Annotated in this window: 1 protein-coding gene; it reads left to right on the forward strand. The window is 67.6% G+C overall.

The genetic code is table 11. From position 1 onward, the window contains the following. Positions 1–198: 198 nt before the first annotated feature. On the forward strand, positions 199–3,592 hold a 3,394-nt coding region (locus tag ABZ478_RS39195; RefSeq protein WP_359557568.1), incomplete at its 3' end, for an amino acid adenylation domain-containing protein.

A 3,592-nucleotide genomic window follows, 5' to 3' on the forward strand; every position in this document is an offset into this window, starting at 1 on the left:
AACGAAATGGCGGCGCAGGGAGCCGGCCTCGGCCTGCGCATCATCACCACCTGGTCACCCCAAGCCGTGGAACTCTTCGACGCCCTCATCCTCCCGCCGAGCGCCGACGATGTCGTGCTGTCCGGAACGTACCTGCCGCACGCCACGTCCGGCCCCCGCACGAACAGTCCGCGCACCGCCCGCGGTATCGGAGCGGTCGTGGAGACGGCGCGCCGACGCCTGATCGAGTACCTGCCCGACTACATGGTGCCCTCGGCGGTTGTGGCACTGGGCCGTCTGCCGCGTACACCGAACGGAAAGCTTGACCGCAGAGCTCTGCCGATGCCTGACCACGCGGTCGGCATCGACAGCCGCGGCCCGCGTACCGCCGAGGAACAGGTCCTGTCCACGCTCTTCGCGGAAGTCCTCGGCATCGACCGGGTCGGCATCGACGACAACTTCTTCGGCCTCGGCGGACACTCCCTCCTCGCCACCCGGCTCACCAGCCGCATCCGCAGCGTTCTCGGCGCCGAGTTTCAGGTCAGGGACGTCTTCGAGACGCCCACCGTTGCGGGGCTCGCGCAGCGGGTGAACCAGGGAAGCCGAACCCGCGCGGCACTCACCGCGGTCGAACGCCCCGACCTGGTCCCCCTCTCGTTCGCCCAGCGCCGTCTCTGGTTCCTGCACAAGCTGGAGGGCCGTTCGGCCACGTACAACATGCCTCTGGCCTTCCGTCTGACGGGGGTCCTGGACTCCAGGGCGCTGCACGACGCACTGCGCGACGTCCTTGGCCGGCATGAGTCGCTGCGCACGGTCTTCCCGGAGATCGACGGCCGGCCGTATCAGCAGGTGCTGGACGTCACGAAGGCGGACTTCGGCTGGGAGCACCGCACGGTCGTCGAGTCGGAACTCGCACCGGCGCTGGAAGAAGCGGCTCGCCACGGCTTCGATCTCTCCACCGAAGTACCGGTGCGGGCTTGGCTCTTCGAGGTGAACGACGGCGAGAGCGTCCTGTTGCTGCTGTTGCATCACATCGCGGCCGACGGCTGGTCGATGGGTCCGTTGGCCCGGGACGTGGTCACGGCATACACCGCCCGGTCCCAGACAACCGCCCCTCAGTGGACGGAACTCTCCGTCCAGTACGTGGACTACACCCTGTGGCAGCGCGACCTGCTCGGAGAGGAGAGCGACCCGGACAGCCTCTTCCGGCGGCAGGTCGACTACTGGACGCAGCAACTGCACGGCATGCCGGAACTGGTGAGCTTCCCCACCGACCGGGCGCGGCCTGCGGTCGCCTCGTACAAGGGGACAACCGCCAAGTTCAGGGTCGAGGGCGAACTCCACCGTCGCATGGTGGAGTTGGCACAGGTGTCGGGCAGTACGGTGTTCATGGTGCTGCAGGCGGGAATGGCGGCGCTTCTGACCCGTCTTGGTGCCGGCCACGACATTCCCCTGGGCAGTGGTGTCGCCGGACGCACCGATGAAGCACTCGACGATCTCGTGGGTCTCTTCGTCAACACCTTCGTCCTGCGTACCGACACGTCCGGAGATCCCACCTTCGAAGAGCTCCTGCATCGTGTGCGCGATACCAGCCTCGCTGCCTACGCGCACCAGGACGTTCCCTTCGAACACCTCGTCGAGCTCCTCAACCCCCACCGCACCACCAGCCACCACCCCCTCTTCCAGGTCGCACTCGTCCTCCAGAACACCGCCCAAGGAGACTTCGACCTTCCCGGCCTGACGGTTCGCGCGAGCGAGGCGGAGACCGGCACGTCACGCTTCGACATGCTCTTCTCCCTCACGGAGCGCTTCACCGCCGCAGGGAGCCCGGCTGGCATCGAGACTGTGGTCGAGTACTCCACCGACCTCTTCGACCGGTCCACCATCGAGCAGATCTTCGATCGGTGGATACGTCTCATCGGCCAGGTACTGAGCGCTCCGGACCAGCCGATCGGCCGGCTCGGCCTGCTGACGGCCGTCGAGCGAGAGCGGGTGCTGACGGAGTGGAACGGCGCCGAGACCGAAGTGCGCCCGGACACGATGGTCGGCCTGCTCGAAGCGCAGGTCCGGCTCACTCCCGACGCGCCCGCCGTGCTCTTCGCGGACACCGTGCTCACGTACGCCGAGTTGCACGGCCGGGCGAACCAACTGGCTCGTCACCTGGTCGGCTTGGGCGTCGGTCCTGAAAGTGTGGTGGCGGTGGCGCTGCCGCGCTCAGCCGACACGATCGTCGCGTTGCTCGCGGTGATCAAGGCCGGCGGCGCGTATCTTCCGTTGGACCCTGACGATCCGAGCGAGCGCCTGCGCACCATGTTGCTGGATGCTCGCCCGGCAGTGGCCGTCGTCGCGGCAAGGAGCCGTCCGGTCGCCTCGGGCCAGGGCGTGCCGTGCGTGGTCATCGACGACGGAGAGACGAGCGCCTTCATCGCCGGACAGCCCACGGCCGATCTGTCGGCGGACGAGCGCACGGGCGCCCTGACACCGGCCAACGCGTTCTACATCATCTACACCTCGGGGTCCTCCGGCCGGCCCAAGGGCGTCGTGGTCGAACACCGTGGCATGGCCAACAACCTTCAGTGGATGCAGTCGGCTCACCCTGTGGGCGCGGACGACGTAGTGCTGTTCCGGACCTCGGTGCGGTTCGACTCCGTGGGGCTGGAGATCTGGTACCCGTTGCTGTCCGGGGCCGCGATCTGCGTGGCGACCGGCGATGTCGTCCGCGATCCGCAGAGGCTGGCCTCGCACATCGCGGAGAACGGCGTCACTGTCGCCCAGTTCCCTCCCTCTCTGCTGGCGAATCTGCCCCATCCGCCCGCGACGCACTGCGTCAGCCGCATCTGGTCCAGCGGCGAGGCACTCCGCACTGATCTCGCGGCGGCAATAGCCGACGCCTGGGGGAGCGAACTCTCCAATCTGTACGGACCGACCGAGATGACCATCCAGGTGGCTTCCTCCGCCTGGCAGCGAGTCACGGACGGAGGTGTCGGCTCCGCGGTCCCCATCGGCCGACCCGTCTGGAACACGCGGGTGTTCGTGTTGGATGAGGCGCTGGAGCCGGTTCCGGTGGGCGTCGTCGGTGAACTGTATGTCGCCGGTGTTCAGGTGGCTCGGGGGTATCTGGGACGTCAGGCGTTGACGGCTGAGCGTTTTGTCGCCTGTCCGTTCGCGGTGGGTGAGCGCATGTACCGCACCGGTGATCTGGTGCGCTGGCGCGGTGACGGGCAGCTGGAGTTCGTCGGGCGTGGTGACGAGCAGGTGAAGCTGCGCGGCTTCCGTATCGAGCCGGGCGAGGTGGAATCCCGTCTGTCCGAATGCGCCGGAGTGCGTCAGGCCGCCGTGTTGGTGCGCGAGGACGAGCCCGGCGATCGGCGTCTGGTCGCCTACATCGTTCCCGATCTGGAAGCAGCTGCCGCAGCAGACATCGAAACCACCGGTGACACCCAGGGCAGGCAGGTGGAGGAGTGGCGGGAGATCTACGATTCCGTCTACACCGGAGCCGGAGCCAGGTCGAGGGTTGCCGGGGCTGCTTTCGGTGAGGATTTCTCCGGGTGGGACAGTTCTTACACCGGTGAGCCGGTCCCGTTGGATGAGATGCGGGAGTGGCGGGATGCGG

Source organism: Streptomyces sp. NPDC005706 (assembly GCF_040631045.1).
In the GTDB taxonomy this organism is placed as follows: domain Bacteria; phylum Actinomycetota; class Actinomycetes; order Streptomycetales; family Streptomycetaceae; genus Streptomyces.